This window comes from Streptomyces sp. NPDC046931 (genome assembly GCF_040644655.1).
Classification (GTDB): Bacteria; Actinomycetota; Actinomycetes; order Streptomycetales; family Streptomycetaceae; genus Streptomyces.
Map to the genome: position 1 here is coordinate 198,429 of NZ_JBEYWX010000011.1, position 19,134 is coordinate 217,562.

The window sequence follows — 19,134 nt, forward strand, 5'->3', positions numbered from 1 at the left end:
TTTTCGCCGTACGGGCGCACGCCTGCCGGCGGTTCCGGGCGTGCAGTCAGCGGTCGGCCGCGCGCATCTCGAACCAGGTCGTCTTGCCGCGCGGCAGCAGGTCGACGCCCCAGCGGTCGGCGAGCTTGTCGACGAGGAAGAGGCCGCGGCCGCTCACGTCCATGTCCTGCACCGGCATCAGACAGGGCAGTCCGCGGGAGGGGTCGCGGATCTCGACGCGGATCCAGCCCCGGCGACGTCGCATACGTAACCCGAAGACGCGGGCACCGGTGTGCCGTACGGCGTTGCCGACGAGTTCGGAGACGAGCAGCACCGCGTCCTCGGCCATCCTCGGGGAGTGCCCCCAGTGACGCAGGACCACGACCTGGGCGAGGCGGCGCGCGATGGCCGCGGATTCGGGGCGGGACGGCAGCGGGACCTCCGCCTCGGCGGGGTTGCCGAACAACTCCACCGCCTTCAGCGCCCGTTCGTCCTCGACCGCAGGTGACCAGCGTGCCGCGGTCGCACTCGCGTGCCGCCGCGGCTGTTCGAAACCCTCCAGCCCCGCCATGGCCCCATCATGGCCGTCCAGGGGCCACCGGGGGGCGTTACGGCGGAACACGCCCCCCGGAACCACACATTCCACACGATTCGATTGACATATGTCAGACGCAACTTGAGGCCCTTGACACACCAACCAACCTGCGAAAACAGCTCAGTTGGCGGCAAGGGCCACGCGCCTGGGGCGAGACAGCCTTAAGGTTGCCTTAAGGCTGTCATAATCCGCCCCTTCGGGGGACACCGGGTAAGACGCCGCGTCAACTGCAAGTGGATCAGCGTGATTTCCTGAACAATTCTCAGGTCCACCCGGAACCGCGCGCTTCGCGACCGCGATCAGACGAACTTCGCCTTGCCCGGCCCCTCTTCCACGAAGCTGCGCATCCCGCGCTCCCGGTCCTCGGTCGCGAACAGCCCCGCGAACCAGTTCCGTTCCACCGCGAGACCGGTCTCGATGTCCGTCTCCAGACCCGTGTCGACGGCCTCCTTCGCGGCGCGCAGCGCGATCGCCGGCCCCTGGGCGAGCCTGGCGGCCCAGGCGTGCGCCTCGGTGTACACCTCCTCGGCCGGGACCACCCGGTCGACGAGGCCCAGCGACAGCGCCTCGTCGGCCTTCACCATCCGCCCGGTGAAGATGAGGTCCTTGGCCCTGGACGGGCCGATCAGGCGCGCCAGCCGCTGGGTGCCGCCCGCCCCGGGGATCAGGCCGAGCAGGATCTCCGGCTGCCCCAGCTTCGCGTTCTCGGCGGCGATGCGGTAGTCCGCGCAGAGCGCCAGCTCGCAGCCCCCGCCCAGGGCGTAGCCGGTGACGGCGGCGACGACCGGCTTGGGGATGCGGGCCACGGCGGTGAAGGAGTCCTGCAGGGAGCGGGAGCGCAGCACCATCGCGGTGTGGTCCATGCCCTGCATCTCCTTGATGTCCGCGCCCGCCGCGAACACCTTCTCCCCGCCGTAGAGGACCACGGCGCGCACGTCCTCGCGGCGCGTGGCCTCCTCGGCGAGTTCCTTGATCCGGTCCTGGGTGGCGACGTCCAGCGCGTTCATCGGCGGGCGCTCCAGACGGAGGGTGCCCACGCCCTCGGCGACTTCGAGATGCACAGTCATGCCAGGAAGGTTAACGGGCACTAACGCCGCCGGGCCCGGTGTGCTCGCTCACAGCGGCACACCGGGCCCGGCCGGAAGAAGCTGTTACTTGATCCACTCGTCCCAGGGCATGTTCCAGCCGTTGAGCCCGTTGTCGGGCGCGACCGTCCGGTCGTGCGAGCGCTTCACGACGACGACGTCACCGATCATCGAGTTGTCGTAGAACCAGGCGGCCGAGACGGACTTGTCGTAGCCGCCGCGCACGTCGCGCAGGCCGACGCAGCCGTGGCTCGCGTTGTAGTTGCCGAAGGCGTCGCCGCCCCAGTAGTTGCCGTGGATGAAGGTGCCGGAGTCGGTCAGGCGCTGGGCGTGGGGCACGTCCTTGATGTCGTACTCGCCGCCGTAGCCGACGGTCTCGCCGTTCATCCGGGTCACGACGAGGCGCTCGCTGATGACCATCTGGCCGTTCCAGGTGTCGTAGCCCGGCTTGCCGGTGGTGACCGCGAGGGTCTTGAGGACCTTGCCGTCACGCTTGACGACCATCTTGTGGGTCTTGGCGTCGACGGTGGAGACCTGGCTGCGGCCGATGGTGAAGCGCACGGTCTTGGTCTGCTTGCCGTACACGCCGGGCCGGCCCTCGACGCCGTCGAGGTTGAGGTTCACGGTGACCTTGGTGCCGGCCTTCCAGTAGTGCTCGGGCCGGAAGTCGAGGCGGTCGTTGCCGAACCAGTGGCCGCGGACCTCGACGGCCGGCTCGGTCTTGACGGTGATGGCCCTCTCGACGTCCGCCGGGTGGGTGATGCCCCGGGTGAAGCGGATCGAGAACGGCATGCCGACGCCGACGGTGGTGCCGTCGTCGGGCCGGTAGATGCCGACGAAGGTGTTCTTCGGGGTGAGCGTGGTGAACGAGGACTCCTCGGCGGACGTGAGTCCCGCGGAGTCCTTGGCGACCGCGTGGACCTTGTACGTCGTGGCCGCGGCCAGATGGGTCGAGGGCGTCCAGGCGGTGCCCGAGCCGGATATCGTCCCGGCGACCGCACGGCCCTTGGCGTCCTCGACCCTGACCTCGGTCAGCTTGCCCTTGGCGGCCGTCACCTTCAGGGCACCGGCGGTGTCCACGGCCCCGGCGCCGTTCTTCGGCGCGATGGTGACGACGGCCTGCGACTGCTTGCTCCCGGTCTTGCCCGGGTCGTGGCCCTTGCCGTCACCGGCCCCCGCACCCGAATTCCCTCCCCCGCCGCACGCGGTGGCGGTCAGCAGGACGGCACCGAGTATCAGTGCCGTGAATCCCTTGCGTCTCCGCGTCCCCGCACCAACCGACGCCCCCGATATCGGTCGCCCGCTCACGTTCCGTCTCCCCTCGCACGGCCTGATCCAGGCCCGCACCCCTCACTCCAGCGCGACCGCGCGCGCATTGCGCAAATTAATCACACCCCCCGGCCGGATGACTCCCCGCGATTGTCACTGTTCAGTCCCAACCTCGGGTGCGCCAAGGCGCATGACGGGCCGCCGGACGCGCACCCCCGCGAACCCCCGCGCCCCCTTCCGGGTTACTGCGCCGCACCGCCTGCCTTCCACTCCTGCCAGCTCATGTTCCAGCCGCCGAGCCCGTTGTCGGGAGCGACCTTCTTGTCGTCGCTGTGCACGACCTCGATCACATCCCCCACGAGGCTGCGGTGGAAGAACCAGCCCGCAGGGGTGTTCGGGCCGCCGCCCTTGACGTCCCGGAGGCCCACGCAGCCGTGGCTGACGTTGACGTGGCCGGGAGCGCCCGGCGCCCAGTAGTTGCCGTGCAGGAAGGTGCCGGAGTCGGTCAGGCGCAGGGCGTGCGGGACGTCGGGGATGTCGTACTCGCCGCCGAACCCGACCGTGCGGCCGTCCATACGGGTGACCTCCAGCATCTCCATGACCACCATCTTCCCGTTGTACGTGGTGGTCTTCGGGGCGCCCGCGGTGATCGGCACGGTGGCGATCAGCCCGCCCGCGCGGCGGACCTGCATCGTGTGCGCGGCCGCGTCGACGAGCGAGACCTGGCTGCGGCCGACGGTGAACGAGAACGTCTTGTACTGGAGGCCGTAGACCCCGGGCGCGCCCTCCAGGTCCCGCAGCCGCAGTGAGACGGAGACCCGGGTGCCGGGTCTCCAGTAGTCCCGGGGCCGGAAGTCGAGACGGTCCCTGCCGAACCAGTGCGGGCGGATCTCCACGGGCGGTCGTGCGGTCACCCGGATCGCGCGCTCGACGGCGGCCCGGCGCGCGATCTCCCGGTTGAACTCGAGGGAGACGATCATCCCGGTGCCCACCGTGGAACGGTTCTCGGGGGTGACGTACGCGATGAACCGCCGGCCGGGGACGAACGTGGTGAACGTGGCGTGCCGGGCCGAGCGGCGGCCGCGGCCGTCGTGGGCCACCGCGTCGACCGTGTAGCGGGCGGCGAGGGCGAGACGGTCGTCGTCGGGCTGCCAGACCCTGCCGTCGGCGGAGAGGTGGCCGGGCACCGGGGAGTCCTGCGCGTCCTGCGACCTGACGACGGTCACCGACTCCAGCCGGCCGTGCGCCACGCTCACTTGCAGCCGCCGGCCGGGGCCCACGGCTGTGCTGCCGTCGTCCGGGGAGACGCGGATGACGTCCTCGGGCGCCGGCGGCTTGTCGAGCGTGTCGTCGGCTTCCTGGGAGGTGCAGCCGGCCACGAGGGCCGCCCAGGTCAGTGCGGCGGCCAGGGCGGCTGCCGCGCGCCGCGCGTGCGTCTGTACGTGCATCACGCCGAGCCCAACGACCCAGGCCTCCTGGGGAAACGTGAGTGCGAGCCACGCTCTGGGCAGAACAGTGGGGAGGACGACGCGACGGGAAGCCGCGCCCGTGAGCCGCAGGGGCGCACCCGTGCCGGACGACCGAGCGTGCGCGGGCCCGAGGGTCCCGCACGGCCGGCCTCCCGGCACCGGCCGAGGCGCCCCGAAGGCGGGCAGGCCAGAAAAGGGCGGGATGCCGCGCGCCCTTTTCCCGTGTCGCCGCGACGAGCCGCGGGAGGCTGAACGGTGTCGAGCGCAGCCGAGCAGGAGGCAGTGCAGAGGGAGCGGGCGAACGGGGGACGGTCCGCCCGCCCGGCCGCCGTGCTCAACGGCAGGCGGCGCCCGGTGCCGGCCGTTCCGGTGTGGCCGGGGGCACCCACCCCGCTCGGGGCGCGCTTTCGCGCGGGTCCGGACGGGGCCGTGGGCACCAACTTCGCGCTGTGGGCCGGCGGCGCCGAGGCGGTCGAGCTGTGCCTGTTCGACGGGCGGGGCCCGGAGAGCCGGGAGACACGGGTCGCGCTCACCGAGCTGACGCACGAGATCTGGCACGGATTCGTGCCGGGCGTGATGCCCGGTCAGCGGTACGGCTACCGGGTGCACGGCCGCTGGGACCCGTGGACGGGCGCGCGCTGGAACCCGGCGAAGCTTCTCCTCGACCCGTACGCGCGGGCGGTGGACGGCGACTTCCGTCTGCCGCCGGAGGTGTACGGGCATGTGCGGGACTGGCCCGACCAGCGGGTCGCGGACACCGTGCGCGACGAGCGGGACTCGGCACCGTACGTCCCCAAGGGCGTCGTCGTGCACGATGACGACGACTGGTCGGACGACCGGCGGCCGAAGACGCCGTGGGCCGACTCGGTGATCTACGAGCTGCACGTCCGCGGCTTCACCCGGCTGCACCCCGGCATCCCCCCCGAGCTGCGCGGCACCTACGCGGGTCTGGCGCACCCCGCGGCGATCGACCACCTGGTGCGGCTCGGTGTGACGGCCGTGGAACTGCTGCCCGTGCACCAGTTCGCCGACGAGGACCATCTGCTGCGGCGAGGCCTGGGGAACTACTGGGGCTACAACTCGATCGGCTACTTCGCCCCGCACGCGGCCTACGCCTCCTCGGGCACGACCGGCCAGCAGGTCGGCGAGTTCAAGCGGATGGTACGGGCCCTGCACGCGGCCGGGATCGAGGTGATCCTCGACGTGGTCTACAACCACACGGCCGAGGCGGGCGAACGGGGCCCGACGCTCTCCCTGAAGGGCATCGACAACGGCGGCTACTACCGCCTCCGGTCCGACGGACGCGGCTACACCGACTACACGGGCTGCGGCAACACGCTGCACGTGGTGCAGCCGCACGTGCTGCGGCTGATCACCGACTCCCTGCGGTACTGGGTCACCGAGATGGGGGTGGACGGCTTCCGCTTCGATCTGGCGGCGGCGCTGGCCAGGTCCATGCACGACGTCGACATGCTCTCCCCGTTCCTGGCCGTGATCGCCCAGGACCCGGTGCTGCGCCGGGTGAAGCTGATCGCGGAGCCCTGGGACGTGGGCTCGGGCGGTTACCAGGTCGGCGCCTTCCCGCCCCTGTGGACAGAGTGGAACGACCGCTACCGCAATGCCGTACGGGACTTCTGGCGGGGTGCTCTGCCGGACGTGCGGGACCTCGGGTACCGCCTGTCGGGTTCCAGCGACCTGTACGCCTGGGGTGGCCGCCGCCCGTACGCCTCGGTCAACTTCGTGACCGCGCACGACGGTTTCACCCTGCGCGACCTGGTGTCGTACGAGCGCAAGCACAACGAGGCCAACGGAGAGGGCAACCGCGACGGCACCGACGACAATCGCTCCTGGAACTGCGGCGCGGAGGGGGAGACGGACGACGAGTCGATCCGGGCGCTGCGGCGGCGGCAGCTGCGGAACCTCCTCACCACCCTGCTGCTGTCGACGGGCGTGCCGATGCTGGTGGCGGGCGACGAGATGGGCCGCACCCAGCGCGGCAACAACAACGCCTACTGCCAGGACAACGAGACCGGCTGGGTGGACTGGGGCCTGCTGCGGGAGCCGGGCTGGCGGGAGCTGTTCGAGCTGACCTCCCGTCTGATCGCGCTGCGCCACCGCCACCCGGTGCTGCGCCGGCGGGCGTTCTTCTCCGGACGGGCCCATTCGGCGGACGGACTGCGGGACCTGGCGTGGTTCACGGCGCGCGGGCAGGAGATGACGGAACCCGACTGGTACGCGCCTGCGGCGACCCTCGGCATGTATCTCTCGGGCCGCGACATACCGGGCCGGGACTCCCGGGGGGCGCCGGTGGCCGACGACAGCTTCCTGGCGGTCCTGCACGCCGGGGACCGGCCGGTGGGCTTCGCGCTGCCGGGACCGCCCTGGGCACAGCGGTACGAGCTGGTCGTGGACACCTCCCGGGAGGAGCAGAGCCGCCCGCCGGAGACGGCGTATCCGGCCGGCTCGACCGTGACGGTGCCCGCACGGGCGGTGCTGCTGCTGCGGGTGGCGGACTGACGAGGGCGTGACCGGCTCCGCGACGACGGGTCGTACGACCCCGAACACGCAGGTCGTAGGACTTACGGCGGAGCCGGGTCCGGCCAAAACCCGGTGGGCACTGTCCGTGCCGGTCCGTACTCTCGCCAGTGATGCCCACACAACGTGTAACGCCCGAAGACCGCTCGGCCGTCCGTACCCTGCTGCGTCTGTGGCCGTATGTGCGGCCGGTGCGGACGCGGCTTCTCGCCGCCGCGTTCGTCGCGATCGTCGCCTCCTGTGCCGGCCTGGTGATCCCGCTGGTCCTGAAGTGGCTGGTGGACGGGCCGGTGGCCGACCGGGACCCGGCGGGCGTATGGCTCGGCGCGCTGTACGTGCTGCTGCTCGGGATCGCCGAGGCGGTGCTGTTCGGGATACGGCGGTGGCTGGTGGCGCGGCCGCTGTCCCGCGTCGAGGCCGACATGCGCGCGGATCTGTACCGGCATCTCCAGCGCCTTCCGGTCGCCTTCCACGACCGCTGGGCGTCGGGACAGCTGCTGTCGCGGGGTACGACGGATCTGATGCTGCTGCGTCAGTTCCTCGCCTTCCCACTGACGTTCTTGCTGGTCAACGGGGTGACCATCCTCGTGGGCGTGATCATCATGCTGGCCCAGGACACAACGCTCGGCCTGGTCATCCTGGTCCCCGGCATCCCCGTGGTGGTCATGTGCGCGGTGTTCGAGCGGCGGTACGCGGAGGTGGCACGACGGGCACAGGACCAGATGGGCGATCTGACGACCGTGGTCGAGGAGAGCGTGCTCGGCATCCGGATCACCAAGGGGTTCGGCCGCCACCGCAGCCAGGCACGGGCGTTCGGGAAGCTGTCCCGCACGCTGCGCGGGACCGAGCTGGCCAAGGCGCGGCTGCTCGCGTCGATCTGGGCGGTCATCGTCACCCTGCCGGAGGTCGCGATCGGTGCGGCACTGGTGCTGGGCACCGTGCGGGTGGCGAACGGTGACCTCTCCACGGGCACCCTGGTGGCCTTCCTGTCCACGGCGCTCGCGCTGCGATGGCCCGTCGACTCGATCGGGTTCCTGCTGGCGATGAGCCAGGAGGCGGCGACGGCGACGGATCGGTTCTTCGAAGTCATGGACGAGAAGCCGGAGTCGGAAGGACCCGAGGGTCCGGGCGACCGGTCACCGGAGACCGAGGACAGCGGACTCCGGTTCCAGGGCGTCCGGTTCCGCTACCCCGACGCCCCCTCCGGCTCGCCCCCCGTCCTCGACCGCATCGACCTGCACATCCGCCCCGGCGAGACCATGGCCCTGGTCGGTGCCACCGGCAGCGGGAAGACCACGCTCACCACACTCATCCCCCGTCTCCACGAGCCGATCTCGGGCCGCATCACGCTGGACGGCCGGGACATCACGGCCATGTCCCGCCGGGAGCTGCGCTCCGAGGTGGCCGTCGCCTTCGAGGAACCCACACTCTTCTCCGCCTCCGTCGGCGAGAACGTCCTCATGGGGGCTTCGGACACGGCCGGTGAGCAGGACCTCGAGCGCGCCCTCGGCATCGCTCAGGCCGGCTTCGCGTACTCCCTCCCGCAGGGCACCCGGACGCAGGTCGGCGAGCAGGGCCTCAGTCTCTCCGGCGGCCAGCGGCAGCGCCTCGCCCTGGCCCGCGCGGTCGTCGGCAGGCCCCGGTTCCTGGTCCTGGACGACCCCCTGTCCGCCCTGGACGTGCACACGGAGGCCGCGGTGGAGGCGGCGCTGCGCCGGGTGCTGGACGGCACGACCGCGCTGGTCGTGGCGCACCGCCCGTCCACGGTCCTGCTCGCCGACCGTGTCGCCCTCCTCTCCGGCGGCCGCATCGCCGCCGTCGGCACCCACCAGGAGCTGCTGCACACCAATGCCGAGTACGCCCATCTGATGTCCGGAGACCCCGAGCACGGCGAGGACCGCGAGGAGGCCCGATGACGGCGCAGACGACCGCCGCGCCGAACGACGAGCACGACGAGCACGACGAGAGGGGCCTGCCCGCCCCGCCCTCCGCCGCTTCCGACGACCCGTTCGGCCGTGACGCCCTGCCCACACCCCCGGGCGCCACGGCCGCGCTGCTGCGTTCGCTGCTCGCCCCGCTGCGGGCCCGGACCCTGGTGACCTGTGTCCTCCTCCTGCTCCAGCAGGCCGCCGTGCAGGTGGGCCCGCTGCTGGTGGCGTACGCCATCGACCGTGCCGTACCGGCCTTCCGGCACGGCGACCACGGCCCGCTGATCGCGGTGGGGGTCGGCTATCTGCTGTCCGCCGCGGCCGGCGGCGCGCTCCAGTACGCGTTCATCGCCGCCTCGGCCCGCGTCAACCAGGATGTGCTGCTCGATCTGCGCGGCCGGATCTTCCGCCACGCGCAGGCCCTGAGCGTCGACTTCCACGAGCGCTACACCTCCGGCCGGCTGATCTCCCGTTCCACGACGGACGTGGAGTCGCTGCGGGAACTGCTCAGCGAGGGCCTGCAGGAACTGGTCACGGTCATTCTGTCGTTCGTCTACATCTCCGTGATGCTGCTCTGGCTGGACCTCGGCATGGGAGCGGTGGCGGTGGCGTCCCTGGTGCCGCTGTACTGGCTTGTGCGGCTCTACCGGCGCCGGGCGGGCCGGATCTACCGCCGCCGGTCGACCGCGATCGCCGCGGTCATCGTCAAGTTCGCGGAGACGATGAACGGCATCCGGCCGGTGCGCGCGTTCCGCCGCGAGGCCGTCAACGACGGTGAGTTCGGCGTCCTGAACACCCGGCACGCGCGGACCAACGGTGACGCGCTCCTGGAGATGGCCCGCTATGTCACCGGCTCCCGGCTGGTGGCCAACACGGCCGTGGCCTGCATCGTGCTGTGGGGCGCATACCGGGTGGCGGACGGCTCGCTGGAGCTGGGTGTGCTCGCGGCCGCGGTCCTGTATCTGCGGCGCCTGTACGACCCCATCGACCGGCTCGGGATGTTCCTCAACGCCTACCAGTCGGCGGCGGCTTCGCTGGAGAAGATCGCGGGGCTGCTCGCGCAGAGGCCGTCGGTGCCCGAGCCGTCCGCGCCGGTGCCGCTTCCGGGGCGCGCGAGCGAACGGCCGGGCCGCGAGGTCGTGTTCGAGGACGTGCGGTTCGCGTACCGCACGGGCGGGGAGGTGCTGCCGCGCTTCTCGCTGACGCTGACCGCCGGGCAGACGGTCGCGGTGGTCGGCGCGACGGGTGCCGGCAAGTCGACGCTCGCCAAGCTGCTCGCCCGCTTCTACGACCCCACCGGCGGACGGGTCCTGCTGGACGGTGTGGACCTGCGGGACCTCACCCTGCCCGAACTGCGCCGCGGGGTGGTGATGGTGACCCAGGAGGCGTTCCTGTTCTCCGGCACGGTCGCCGAGAACATCGCCATCGGCCGACCGGACGCGACGCGCGAGGAGATCGAGCGGGCGGCGAAGGCGATCGGTGCGCACGATTTCATCAGCGCGCTGCCCGAGGGCTACGACACCGACGTCCGCAAGCGCGGTGGCCGCATCTCGGCCGGTCAGCGCCAACTCGTCGCGTTCGCCCGCGCGCTGCTGGCGGACCCGGGGGTCCTGATCCTCGACGAGGCGACCAGCTCCCTGGACATCCCCGGGGAACGGGCGGTGCAGCGGGCCATGGAGACGGTGCTGCGGGGTCGTACGGCCGTGGTGATCGCGCACCGGCTGTCGACGGTGGAGATCGCGGACCGGGTCCTGGTCATGGAGGACGGACGCGTCGTCGAGGACGGCAGCCCCGCCGAACTGATCGCGGGCACCGGCCGGTTCGCCGATCTGCACCGGGCCTGGCGGGACAGCCTGGCGTGACCGCGGGCACGCCTGAGACACCCGGCCCTGCCGGCGGGTGGCCTAACTCACCGCGTCGACCGCTGGTTTGACGTAGTTTTCGTAGGGGGCGTACCGGTCCCGGCGGCGATGGGCCACCACGACATACGGCCGGTCGCCTTCGGCACCGGTGTGACGCGCGGCCGGCATTCAGCAGTTGCAGTGAACGGGCACCGTGACCCCAAGGGGCACGGCCGGCACGGAAGGACCACCCTTGAGCGGTACCGCAACGCGTCACCCCGGCGGGGTCCGGCTGTTCGGATTCCACCACGCCGGGGGTTCGAGCAGCCTGTTCCAGGCCTGGCGCCGGCTGCTCCCGGACGGCTGGGAGCTGCGAGCGCTCGACGCGCCCGGACACGGCACCCTCATGGGACAACGGCCGATCGACGACCTCGACGACCTTCTGGCGTTCTTCCTCGACACCGTCCGTCCCGAACCGGACGTACCCTACGCCTTCTTCGGACACAGCATGGGGGGCGTCGTCGCTTATGAGCTGACCCGCCGGCTGGTCGCGGAGGGGCGCGTTCCGCCGGTCTGGCTCGGCGTCTCCGCCTGCCGGGCACCCGGCACCCCGCTCACCCTGCGCCGCCACACGCTCGGCGACGAGGAGCTGCGCCGGCATGTCGCCGGGCTCGGCGGCACGCCCCGGCAACTGCTGGACGACCCGGGCCTGTGGGGGATCTTCGGCCCGCTCATCCGGGCCGACCTGCGTCTGGTGGAGACCTGGGAGTCCACCGCGGACCGGCCGTTGCACGTGCCCCTGTCGGTGTACGGCGGCCACGACGACGCCTCCGTGTCGCCGCGGCAGCTGGCCGCGTGGACGGATCAGTCCGCCGCGTTCCTCGGCACCCGGCTGTTCGACGGGGGCCACTTCTACTTCAGCGCCGATCCACGGCCCCTGCTGACCCACGTCGTCCGGGATGTGCGCGCGGCCGTGGAGTCCGCCGCGCAGAGGATCGGGTGATCCCGGCGGCGGCCTGCCGGGTGTGGTGGGCGCGGGGCGGCGACTACCGGCCGGAACTGGACGCCCTGCTGGGCCCCGCCGAGGCCACCCGCCGCGACCGGTACGCCAGGGAGGCGGACCGGCGCCGCTTCACCGTGTCCGCCGCCCTGCTGCGGCTGGCCGCCGCCCGGGAGTTGGGGTGTGCCGCGCGGGAGGTGCCGGTGGTGCGGGACTGTCCGGACTGCGCCGTGCCGCACGGCCGGCCCCGGATCGGGGGGCCGCTGCATGTGTCGGTGTCGTACGCGGGCGAAGCGGTCGCCGTGGCGGTGAGCACGGGCGCGGCGGTCGGTCTCGACGCGGCCGAGGCGCCGCCCGACGGCCCGGCTCGGCCCCGGCTGGCCGCCCTGGAACGGGCGCTGCGGCCGGAGGAGCGGGCCGAGCTGGGCGAGGCGCCCGAGGAGCTGCGGCCGGGGATGCTGGTGCGGTGGTGGACGTACAAGGAGGCGGTCCTGAAGGCCACCGGGGACGGTCTGCGTGTCCCGCCCACGGAGATAGGGGTGAGCGAGCGGTCCGGCGCGGCGCGGCTCACCGCGTATCCGGGTCGCCCCGAACTCCTCGGCGCGGGAACGGTGTTGCGACCCGCCGGGGCACCCGTCGGACGACGTTCACCTGCGGCCGTGGCATCCGTCGCGTTCTTGGTGGATCGTGGAATCCGTGTCGATCACGTACGAGGGGAAGACGGCCGGGAACTCCTGCGCCGTGCCGCGGGACGCTGAGCCGGCCGGCCTCTCGCGCACCGGCACCGCCGCACGGGCATCATCGAGGGGAGACACGCTGTGACAGGACAGGCGAGGCCGCGGCTGACGGTCGTGGGCAGCGGAGGGCGGCCCTACCGGGAGTACTGCTTCCACGCGCTCGTCGAGGACTACGAGTTGACGGCGGTCCTGCCGGCGCCCCCCACCTGGCAGTCCCGGTATCTGGCGGATCACCGGGTGGTCGACTGCACGGACCCGGACGCGATCGCCGCCGCGGTGTGCGAACTCGCCGGGCCGGACGGGCGGACGGGGGTCTTCACCTGGGACGAGCTGGTCCTCGAGGCCACCGCCGCGGCCGCCGGAAAGCTGCGTCTGCCGCATATGTCGTCCACCGCGGTGGCCCGGTGCCGGGACAAGTACCTGACCAGGTCGCTGATGGCCGAGGCGGGGCTGCCGTCGCCCCGCCACCGGCTGGTGACGTCCGCGGACGCGGCGGCGGACGCGGCGGCGGAGTTCGGCCGGCCGGTCGTGGTGAAGCCGCGCTCGCTGGCCGGCAGCATCGGGGTGGTCAGGGCCACGGACGAGGACGCGGTCCGTGCGGGCTTCGAGCTGGCCTCCCGGGCGGCGTACGCCACGCTGCCGGCCGGTGAGGGCATCCTCGTCGAGGAGTACCTGGACGGTCCCGAGATCAGTGTGGACAGCGCGGTCTTCGACGGGGAGGTCTCCTGTGTGCACGTGGCCCGCAAGCGGCTCGGGTTCCCGCCCTACTTCGAGGAGGTCGGCCATCTGGTGACGGCCGTCACCCCGCAGTCGCTGCCGCCGGAGGTGATGGAGCTGGTGCGGGCCGCGCACCAGGTGCTCGGGGTCGACTTCGGGGTCACGCACGCCGAGGTCCGGCTCACGCCGGCCGGGCCCCGGCTGGTCGAGCTGAACGGCCGGCTCGGCGGCGACCTGATCCCGTTGATCAGCCGGATGGCGACCGGAATCGACCTGGTGAAGGCGGCCGCCGAGATCGCCCTGGGCCGCGCGCCCCGGTTCCGCGGGGCCGCGGAGGGCGACCGCGGCCGCACGGCGGAGGTCCGCTTCGTCTACCCCGCGGAAGACTGCGAGGTGCGCGGCATCGATCTCGACGAGGCCGCCGCCGTGCCCGGCATCGTCCACGCCGCGGTGCTGGCCCCGCCCGGGACCCGTCTGCTGCTGCCGCCGAAGAACCCGATTCCGCGGCTCGCGGCGCTGATCGCGGTGGCCGACGACGAGGAGGGCACGAGGCACGCTCTGGACGTCGCCGAGCAGAAGGTCGCTGCGGACGTCGTTCCGTCGGCCGGCTGAGCCGAGGGCCGGTCCGGGAGCGGCGGCACGGCCCGCCCGCGGGCTACTCGCTTCCGGCCGGCGCCTTGACGATGCGGGCGACGAAGAAGCCCTCGAAGGTGTCGGTGGGCGCCACCCGGACGGCGTCCTTCAGGCGCTCGTCGAACTTCATGCCGCGCCACGAGGTGACCCCGGGCCGGAACGACGGCTCGGAGAAGTCCAGCGGCTCCAGGGTGAGGTCCTTGTGCCGTTCGAGATTCCTGCTGACCGGGAACTCGTTCTCCTCGGGGCTGAGGGTGCAGGTGGAGTACACCATGACGCCGCCGGGCCGCAGCAGCTTGTAGGCCGCGCTGATCATCTTGGTCTGGAGGAACTTGTACTTCTCGATGCGCTCCTCGGACCAGAACCGCAGAGAGCTGGGGCGGCGCAGGTCGATCCGGCCCTCGCCGGAGCACTGGACGTCCAGCATGATTCGGTCGAAGGACTCGGCGGGCAGCGACTTGTCGATGTACTGCGCGGGGTGCGTGGTCAGCTCCGCGTAGCGCACACCGTAGACCTCGGCCAGCTCGCCCATCTTGCGGGCTCGGGGGGCCGCGCCGTCGTTGAGCCACAGCCGGCAGTCGTTGCCGACCCGCGCGGCGAGGTGGAAGGCCTTCCCGCCGGGGGCCGCTGCCACGTCGAGGACGCTGTCGCCGGGGCGCGGCGACAGCGCGACGGGCGGGATGAGGCTGGAGGCGTTCTGGAGATAGACACGGCCCTCGTGGGCCATCGCGAGGATGTCCTCGAAGCCGTCACCCTCCGGCCACAGGAACGTGTGCTCGCACCAGTCGACCGGGAAGGCCTTGGGTGCCTTCTCCCGGACGGCCCGCAGCGTGTCCTGGTACGTGTCCTCGTCGAGCAGCCGGTTGACCCTGATGGAGGTCGGGCGGGCGCCCCGGAAGATCTTGTTGACCTCGGCCGGTCGGATCCGGAGGACCTCGGCCATACGCTGCTCGAACTGGCGGATGGTCCGCGCACTGGACACGGCCGGGCTCCTTTCTGGCCGACCCCCGGGTCGGAACGGTCTCTGGGCCACCAGTCTCTCACCCGGCGGTGGCCCCCCGATCCGCACAGCGAGACGCCCGCCCCGCCCCGTTCTATTCGAACACGAGTTTGACGTGGTTCCGCGTCTCCTCGTGCAGATACGGGATCCGGTCGACGTCCGTGCAGTGGTAGAAGGCGTCGTAGGTGTACATCCAGCCCTCGCGGGTGGCCTTCGACTCACCACGGGCCGGCACCCGGTGGCCGGGCTGCAGATACTGCTGCTCGAAGTCGAACTCCGGCTGGGCGCGCACCCAGTCCAGTCCGGTGAACTCCTTGAAGATCCCGGACTCCTCGGCGTTGACGAACACCCCGAGGAGGAAGCCCTCCTTGGCGCGCGGGTACGTCCGCGGCAGCGGCTCGCCCATCTGGAGCTTGCGGCCCATGTCGCGGACGTCGACGTCGAGCCACGCCATGAGCGTCTTGGCCACGCTGCCCCCGCCGATGCGCGGGTTCACCTCGATGATCGACACGCGCTCGCCGTCCCACTTCAGCTCGATGTGGACGAAGGTGTCGTCCACGCCGAGCTTGCGCAGCGCGTCCTGGAGGATCACACGGATGCGTTCCTCCTCCTCCGCCGAGACGAACGGCGTCGGGCAGACGTTCGCCGTCTCCAGCCGGAACCCGTCCTCCTGGGCCCAGAGCAGCTTCTCCTGGATCAGCAGCGACACCAGCTGACCGCCCTGCACGAACGCCTCGAACGACAGCTCCCGGCCCTTGGCGATGAACGACTCCAGCAGCACCTCGCCGCGCGGGTCCCACACCCGGGTCCCGTCGTCGAACGGGCCGTGCGGATGGCCCTCGCGCAGGCCCTCGAAGGTCTCCGCCAGCTCGTCGTAGGCGCGCTCGGGGTCCTGCACGATCTCCACGAAGGCGCTCGCCTGGCCCCAGATCGGCTTGATCACGAAGGGCACGCCCAGCCGCTCGACCACGGCGGCGGCGTTCTCCCGGGACAGGTCGGCGGCCTTGAACACCTCGGTGCGCAGCGGCAGCATGCCGCCCAGCACCTCCCGCAGCCTGGGCTTGATACGGCAGTTCAGCTGCCCCTCGAAGCCGGGGAAGTCCATGCCGAGGCGGCGCGCGGCGCCCAACTGCATCGGCCAGATCTTGTCGTTGACGATCGAGAACCGGTCGAGCCTGCCACGGTAGGGGGTCAGCGCCTCCACCACGGCCTCTTCGGAGAAGACGTCGGAACAGACGACCACTTCGTCGGCGACCTCCTCGTACACCGAAACGAACTCGGCGGCACAGAGGAAGAGAACGGGAACGCCGTGCTCGCGAAGACTTCGGGCGCGGTTTCGCAACTCCGGCCAGAGTTCCATTCCGGGAATGGACACCTCGACGAAATATCCCGTATCAGCGGCCGAGTTGTGGTGGTCGATTGCATTCACGATGGTCACGCTAACACCGGCCCGAAGGTGCGGCAAGGCTCGACGGAGGCGCCGGCGAAGGAATGTGACAGTGCGTCATGCGAGGGCCACCGACATCACGTGCCGGCTCTCGGAGTTGTTGCGGGCGATCCACGGACCTCATAGGATCCGACCGGCCAATGAAATGATGGGGGAGGTGGCTTGTGAGCAGGACCGAGGCGGGCTTCGACGATACCGCAGTCGTTTCGGCCAGAGGCCTGAAAAAGCGGTTCGGCTCGTTCGAAGCGGTGCGCGGCATCGATTTCGAGGTGGCCCGCGGGGAAGCATTCGGCCTGCTCGGTCCGAACGGCGCGGGGAAGTCCTCGACCATGCGGATGATCGCCTGCACCTCGCCCCGCACCGGCGGTGAGCTACAGGTGCTCGGCATGGACCCGCAGACGCACGGTCCGGCCATCCGGGCCCGCATCGGCACCGTTCCGCAGACCGACAACCTGGACATGGAACTGACCGTCCGGCAGAACCTCCAGACCTACGGGCGGTACTTCGGGCTGTCCCGGGCGCACGTGCGCGGCAAGGCCGTCGAGCTCATGGAGTTCGCCCGGCTCTCCGACCGCGCGGACGACGAGGTCCAGCCGCTGTCCGGCGGTATGAAGCGGCGGCTGGCCATCGCCCGCGGCCTGGTCAACGACCCCGAGGTGCTGCTCCTGGACGAGCCGACCACCGGGCTCGACCCACAGGCCCGGCACCTGCTGTGGGAACGGCTGTTCCGGCTCAAGCAGAGCGGCGTCACCCTCATCCTGACCACGCACTACATGGACGAGGCCGAGCAGCTGTGCGACCGGCTGGTCGTGATGGACGGCGGCCGGATCGTCGCCGAGGGATCCCCCGCCGGGCTCATCGAGCAGTACTCCACCCGCGAGGTACTGGAGTTGCGGTTCCACCCCGGCACGCAGACCGACCACGTCTCCGCGGTGGAGGACCTCGCCGAGCGCATCGAAGTGCTGCCGGACCGGCTGCTGCTGTACACCAAGAACGCCGACGCTACGGCCGCCCGCGTCTCCGAGCGGGACGTCCAGCCGCTGTCCAGCCTGGTGCGGCGCTCCACCCTGGAGGACGTCTTTTTGCGTCTTACCGGCCGGACCCTGGTGGACTGAGATGGCCACCGAAACCCCCCAGCGGACTCTCGCCCCGCCCGCCCGGGCCACGGGCTCGGTGGTCGGCCCCTGGCGGGCCATGGCACTGCGCATGGAGGTCCTGTGGTCCTGGTACCGGCGCTACTGGCGCGCGAACCTGTACTCCTCCGGCCTCCAGCCGCTGCTGTTCCTCAGCGCGATGGGCCTCGGCCTCGGCTCCCAGGTCAAGGACGGCTCGTTCCTGGGCGATATCACCTACCTCCAGTACATCGCCCCGTCGCTGCTGGTCAGCGGCATCGTCGCCACGTCGGTGAACGAGGCCGGCCACCCCATCCTGTCCGGCTTCAAGTGGAAGCAGGACTACGTCGCGGTCGTCGCCACGCCCATCACGCCCCAGCAGCTGTACGGGGCGCAACTGCTGTGGATCGTCCTGCGCCTGTCGATCTCCGCGGTGATCTACGGGCTCGCCGCCGCCCTCTTCGGCGCCTGGACCGGACCGGGGGTGCTGCTCGCGCTGCCGCTGGCGGTGTTCACCGGAGCGGCGTGCGCCGCTCCGGTCATGGCCTTCGCCGCCGTCACCCGCGGGGAGGGGCACGCCTTCGTCGCCCTCAACCGGTTCGCCGTCCTGCCGATGACGCTGTTCGCCGGCACGTTCTTCCCCGTCGACCGGCTGCCCGGGCCCTGCCTGCCCCTGGTGTGGATCTCCCCCATCTGGCACGGCAACGAGCTGGTCAGGGCGGTCACGCTGGACGGTCTGCCGCCGCTGCCGGCCCTCGGGCACGCGCTGTTCCTGCTGGCCATGCTGGTCACCGGCGTGCTGCTCGGCCGCCGGAGCTTCTACCGCAGGCTGGTGATCTGAGATGACCGAGGGGACGACCCCCGCCCGGATCCCGGCGGCCGGGGCCCCCGGCGTGCGGCCGGACGACGCACGGCCGACCGTCGCCGGGCGGCCCGTCGGCGGCGGTCCGCTGCTGCGGATGCTGCCCTCCAGCTCGTACTCCGGGCTGTCCTTCCGTCTGGTCGAGCGCAGCGTGCTTCTGTACTCCCGGGCCTGGCTGGTGCTGGTGTCCGGGGTCTTCGAGCCACTGTTCTACCTGCTGGCGTTCCAGGTCGGTTTCAGCTCGCTGATCGGCGACGTGACCGGCCCGGACGGCCGCCCCATGAGCTATGTGGCGTTCGTCGCCCCGGCGCTTCTCGTGGCCTCGGCCATGAACGGCGCGGTCTACGAGACGCTGAGCATCTTCTACAAGCTGCGCTTCGACCGCCTCTACGACGCGGTGCTGGCCACGCCCATGGGCACGCTCGACGTGGCGATCGGCGAGATCTCCTGGGCGGTGCTGCGCAGCGGCCTGTACGCGACGGCGTTCCTCGGCGTCATGGCGGCCATGGGGCTGGCCACGTCCCCGTGGGCCCTGCTGCTGATCCCGACGGCCCTGCTCATCGCGACCGCCTTCGCGGCGATCGGCATGGTGTGCGCGACACTGCTGAGGTCGTCGTCGCAGTTCGACTACATCCACGCCGTCGTGATGCCGATGTTCCTGTTCTCCACGACCTTCTACCCGATGTCGGTGTACCCGTCGTCGCTGCGGTGGCTGGTGGAGCTGTCGCCGCTCTACCACGGCATCGAGCTGGCCCGCGGACTGTCCGCCGGGGCCCTGGACCCCACCATGATCGGTCATGTCGGGTTCCTCGCCGTGCTGGCCGCCGGCGGGCTGTACGTCGCCTCGCGCCGGATCGGGAAGCTGCTGCTGAGCTGAGCCGCCGGGCGTCACGCCGGACGGCGGGGTGGCCCGGGACCCGATCCC

At 71.5% G+C, this 19,134-nt stretch carries 15 protein-coding genes; 9 read left to right on the plus strand and 6 right to left on the minus strand.

Features of this window, described 5'->3' with window-relative positions:
* Nucleotides 1-46 precede the first annotated feature (46 nt).
* The 4 genes from ABZ876_RS21190 to ABZ876_RS21205 all read right to left on the minus strand — a co-directional run bounded on the left by ABZ876_RS21190 (nucleotide 47) and on the right by ABZ876_RS21205 (nucleotide 4,376).
* A complete protein-coding gene (locus ABZ876_RS21190) occupies nucleotides 47-550 on the minus strand; it encodes an ATP-binding protein (protein ID WP_361783150.1) in 504 nt (167 codons plus the stop codon).
* 323 nt (nucleotides 551-873) lie between these two features.
* Complete coding sequence (locus ABZ876_RS21195) at nucleotides 874-1,641, minus strand: enoyl-CoA hydratase-related protein (RefSeq protein ID WP_361783153.1); 768 nt, start codon at nucleotides 1,639-1,641, stop codon at nucleotides 874-876.
* A gap of 84 nt (nucleotides 1,642-1,725) precedes the next feature.
* Nucleotides 1,726-2,967, minus strand: a complete 1,242-nt coding sequence (locus ABZ876_RS21200; RefSeq protein ID WP_361783156.1) for an Ig-like domain-containing protein — start codon at nucleotides 2,965-2,967, stop codon at nucleotides 1,726-1,728.
* Nucleotides 2,968-3,170: 203 nt separating this feature from the next.
* Nucleotides 3,171-4,376, minus strand: a complete 1,206-nt coding sequence (locus ABZ876_RS21205) for an Ig-like domain-containing protein (protein ID WP_361783159.1) — start codon at nucleotides 4,374-4,376, stop codon at nucleotides 3,171-3,173.
* A 276-nt stretch (nucleotides 4,377-4,652) separates the two neighbouring features.
* Between ABZ876_RS21205 and glgX the strand changes: the two genes are divergently transcribed.
* The 6 genes from glgX to ABZ876_RS21235 all read left to right on the plus strand — a co-directional run bounded on the left by glgX (nucleotide 4,653) and on the right by ABZ876_RS21235 (nucleotide 13,767).
* Nucleotides 4,653-6,914: a glycogen debranching protein GlgX gene (gene glgX / locus ABZ876_RS21210; RefSeq protein ID WP_361783162.1), complete on the plus strand. Its 2,262-nt coding sequence runs from the start codon at nucleotides 4,653-4,655 to the stop codon at nucleotides 6,912-6,914.
* A 131-nt stretch (nucleotides 6,915-7,045) separates the two neighbouring features.
* Nucleotides 7,046-8,848 (plus strand): ABC transporter ATP-binding protein, encoded by a 1,803-nt coding sequence (locus tag ABZ876_RS21215; RefSeq protein ID WP_361783165.1) that lies wholly within the window; start codon nucleotides 7,046-7,048, stop codon nucleotides 8,846-8,848.
* The gene (locus ABZ876_RS21220) at nucleotides 8,845-10,722 is read left to right on the plus strand and encodes an ABC transporter ATP-binding protein (protein WP_361783168.1); all 1,878 of its coding nucleotides are present in this window, start codon (nucleotides 8,845-8,847) and stop codon (nucleotides 10,720-10,722) included. Before ABZ876_RS21215 ends, ABZ876_RS21220 begins: the two co-directional genes overlap by 4 nt.
* A 232-nt stretch (nucleotides 10,723-10,954) precedes the next feature.
* Nucleotides 10,955-11,704, plus strand: coding sequence for an alpha/beta fold hydrolase (locus ABZ876_RS21225; RefSeq protein ID WP_361783171.1), 750 nt, complete (start codon nucleotides 10,955-10,957; stop codon nucleotides 11,702-11,704).
* On the plus strand, nucleotides 11,701-12,459 hold the full coding sequence (locus tag ABZ876_RS21230) for a 4'-phosphopantetheinyl transferase superfamily protein (RefSeq protein ID WP_361783174.1): 759 nt from the start codon (nucleotides 11,701-11,703) through the stop codon (nucleotides 12,457-12,459). Before ABZ876_RS21225 ends, ABZ876_RS21230 begins: the two co-directional genes overlap by 4 nt.
* Before the next feature lie 60 nt (nucleotides 12,460-12,519).
* Nucleotides 12,520-13,767: an ATP-grasp domain-containing protein gene (locus ABZ876_RS21235; RefSeq protein WP_361783177.1), complete on the plus strand. Its 1,248-nt coding sequence runs from the start codon at nucleotides 12,520-12,522 to the stop codon at nucleotides 13,765-13,767.
* A gap of 43 nt (nucleotides 13,768-13,810) precedes the next feature.
* Here ABZ876_RS21235 and ABZ876_RS21240 read toward each other — a convergent pair whose 3' ends face one another.
* Both ABZ876_RS21240 and ABZ876_RS21245 read right to left on the minus strand, forming a co-directional pair.
* Nucleotides 13,811-14,770, minus strand: coding sequence for an RsmB/NOP family class I SAM-dependent RNA methyltransferase (locus ABZ876_RS21240; RefSeq protein WP_361783180.1), 960 nt, complete (start codon nucleotides 14,768-14,770; stop codon nucleotides 13,811-13,813).
* Nucleotides 14,771-14,882: 112 nt separating this feature from the next.
* A complete protein-coding gene (locus ABZ876_RS21245) occupies nucleotides 14,883-16,217 on the minus strand; it encodes an ATP-grasp domain-containing protein (protein ID WP_361783183.1) in 1,335 nt (444 codons plus the stop codon).
* 182 nt (nucleotides 16,218-16,399) lie between these two features.
* Here ABZ876_RS21245 and ABZ876_RS21250 point away from each other — a divergent pair, with 182 nt between their 5' ends.
* From ABZ876_RS21250 to ABZ876_RS21260, 3 genes are read left to right on the plus strand one after another with little or no spacing between them, the layout of a single operon-like run.
* Nucleotides 16,400-17,350, plus strand: coding sequence for an ABC transporter ATP-binding protein (locus ABZ876_RS21250; RefSeq protein ID WP_361783186.1), 951 nt, complete (start codon nucleotides 16,400-16,402; stop codon nucleotides 17,348-17,350).
* A 1-nt stretch (nucleotide 17,351) separates the two neighbouring features.
* Nucleotides 17,352-18,188 (plus strand): ABC transporter permease, encoded by an 837-nt coding sequence (locus ABZ876_RS21255; protein WP_361783189.1) that lies wholly within the window; start codon nucleotides 17,352-17,354, stop codon nucleotides 18,186-18,188.
* A 1-nt stretch (nucleotide 18,189) separates the two neighbouring features.
* The gene (locus tag ABZ876_RS21260) at nucleotides 18,190-19,086 is read left to right on the plus strand and encodes an ABC transporter permease (protein ID WP_361783192.1); all 897 of its coding nucleotides are present in this window, start codon (nucleotides 18,190-18,192) and stop codon (nucleotides 19,084-19,086) included.
* Nucleotides 19,087-19,134: the final 48 nt, after the last annotated feature.